At 77.3% G+C, this 1,851-nt stretch carries 2 protein-coding genes; both read right to left on the bottom strand.

Annotated elements, in window-relative coordinates:
* Positions 1–448, bottom strand: a 448-nt coding sequence (locus tag AB0K37_RS41990; protein ID WP_363991782.1) for an alpha/beta hydrolase fold domain-containing protein, incomplete at its 3' end; no start/stop codon positions are given.
* 96 nt (positions 449–544) lie between these two features.
* Positions 545–1,851, bottom strand: a 1,307-nt coding sequence (locus AB0K37_RS41985; RefSeq protein ID WP_363991779.1) for a benzaldehyde dehydrogenase, incomplete at its 5' end; no start/stop codon positions are given.

Here is a 1,851-nt window from a genome sequence, read left to right as displayed (position 1 = left end):
CGGCGGCGGCGACGGCGTCGTCCAGGCCGAGGCGGTCCGCGTTCGCCGCGACCCCGGCGGCGGCGGCGACGGCGTCGTCCAGCGCGGCCGGGAACGGGTCCTCGGGCGGGCGCCGGTACCCGGCCGACACCCACGCGACACCGCTGGCCGCCGCCAGCGCCCGCACGACGGGGTCGTAGGACTCGACGTCGCCGAGCACCCACCCGCCGCCGTGGAAGTACACCAGCGCCGGCGCCGGGCCGTCCCACGCGGGCCGGTAGAGCCGGGCGGGGATCGGGCCCGCGGGCCCCGGCAGCGTCAGATCGGTCACGGTGCCGACGGGCGGGCGCGGGGATCGGGCGAGGTCGGCGGCGTGCTCGCGGCGGGCGTCGCCGACCGTGCGGCCCGTCCCGCCGGGTGCGGCGAGGCGGGCCCGCAGGAACGCCAGGTACTCCGGATCGCGGCCCATCAGCCCTCCTCGGCTCCGAGCCTACGACCCGCGGAGAGACCCGCCGGGCCGGGCGCCACGGCGCGGCGGGCGGGCGATCGGACGGGGCCGGGGAGGTCAGAAGGGGTAGGTGGCGATCTCGCCGCGGACCGTGACCCACTGCGTCTCGGTGAACGCCTCGATGTTGGCGTCCGGGCCGCCGAACCGCGATCCGTTGCCCGAGGCCGCCACCCCGCCGAACGGCACGACCGGCTCGTCGTTGACCGTCTGGTCGTTGATGTGGACCAGCCCCGCCGGCACCGCGTCGGCGATCTTCATCGCCTGCCCGACGTCGCCGAGGATGCCGAGCGACAGCCCGTACTCGGTGGCCGACGCCAGCTCCACCGCCTCCTGCGGCGTGGAGAACGGCACCACCGGCGCGACCGGGCCGAACACCTCCTGCGCGTAGGCGGGCATGTCGGGCGTCACCTCGTCCAGCACGGTCGGGCGGTAGAACAGGCCCTCGTGGGTGCCGCCGGCCGCCAGCCGCGCCCCGGCCGCGACCGTCGCCTTGACCAGCTCGTCGACATGGGCGAGCTGCCCGCCGTCGATGATGGGGCCGAGCGCGACCGGCCCGGCCGCCGGGTCGCCGACCGGGAGCTTGTCGGCCTTGTCGGCCAGCGCCGCCACGTACTCGGCGTGCAGGCTCTCGTGCACCAGGTGCCGCCCGGAGGTCATGCAGATCTGCCCCTGGTGCAGGAACGCGCCCCACGCGCCCGCCGACACCGCGTCGGCGACCCGCGCGCCCGGCAGCACGATCAGCGCGTTGTTGCCGCCGAGCTCCAGGTGGGCGCGCTTGAGGAGCCGCCCGCACACCTCGCCGATCCTGCGTCCGGCGGCGGTGGAGCCGGTGAAGGACACCACCCGCACCTCCGGCGCCTCCACCACCGCCTCGCCGGCCTCGCGGCCGCCCGGCAGCAGGTGCAGCAGCCCCTCCGGCAGCCCCGCCTCCTGGAAGATCCGCGCGATGCTCACCCCGCCGCACACCGCCGTGCGCGGGTCCGGCTTGAGCAGCACGGCGTTGCCGAGCGCCAGCGCCGGCGCCACCGACCGCATCGCCAGGATCAGCGGGAAGTTGAACGGGGAGATCACGCTCACCACCCCGGCGGGCCGGCGCCGCGCCAGGCTCCACCGCGGCTGCGCCGACGGCAGCACCAGCCCCTGCGGGTGCGAGGCCAGCGCCGCCGACTCGTAGCACAGGCTCGCGGCGAAGTGCGTCTCCAGCTCCGCCTTCGGCGGGATCGACCCGGCCTCCCGCACGATCCAGTCGCCGATCTCGGCGGCGTGCTCCTCGAACAGCCGTCCCGCCGCGCGCAGCACCGCGGCGCGCTCCTCGTAGGTGCGGGCCGCCCAGTCCCGCTGCGCGGCCGCCGCGGCCCGCGCCG

Source organism: Actinomadura sp. NPDC049753 (genome assembly GCF_040674655.1).
GTDB lineage: Bacteria > Actinomycetota > Actinomycetes > Streptosporangiales > Streptosporangiaceae > Spirillospora > Spirillospora verrucosospora.
This window is presented reverse-complemented; position numbering and strand designations above follow the sequence as displayed.